Raw genomic sequence first — 628 nt, forward strand, 5'->3', positions numbered from 1 at the left:
CCCCTCCTTGGTCCGTCTCACAGACTAGCTGAAGCCGATTATATTGCAATTAATTGCAGATTATCGGCCGAGATTGTTTCGGCCGCTACCCCGTCGCCGCTCGGCAGCTCATCGAACGTCAGCTTCCGGACCGAAATCCAAGGGGTGAAATCGACCCATTGCGAACTTTAGTTTGGTTCCGCGCTCGTCGGCGTTAATCGAATGGCATCGCGCTGGATTGCAACGAGCGACATGGCGAGGCCCTGAAACGCTCTTGATCTGACTTTTACTGAGTGACTGGTTAGGCGGCTCTCGGGTTACCTCTCCAGCACTTTGTTAGGCGTCGACCGCCGCGAGGGCGAGGTCGTTGATGCGTTGCACACGCTCGATATGGCGCAGCCCCTCAATGAAGCCGGCAGATAGGAAGATGACCGTGAGATCACGCTCGGGGTCGATCATCCATGCCGTCGAGGCACCACCGACCGCCGCGATACTTTGCGGTGATGCGGTGTGCCCGGTGGCGTTCAGGATGTGCCCACTCCCGCGAACATAACCACCGAGCAAGGTAAAGTGCGCCRGGAAATCGTCGAGGCCGCGCTCTTCGACCTCGAAGGCGATCGCATCATTAATCAAGCCCGGTGCATGGTCT

Annotated in this window: 1 protein-coding gene; it reads right to left on the reverse strand. The window is 58.1% G+C overall.

What is annotated here, in order from left to right; genetic code table 11:
- Positions 1-315: 315 nt before the first annotated feature.
- A partial coding sequence (locus tag AC1D34_RS38190) for a hypothetical protein (protein ID WP_476827104.1) occupies positions 316-628 on the reverse strand: 313 nt, incomplete at its 5' end.

The sequence above is a fragment of the Allobosea sp. P1_A7 genome, assembly GCF_056406775.1.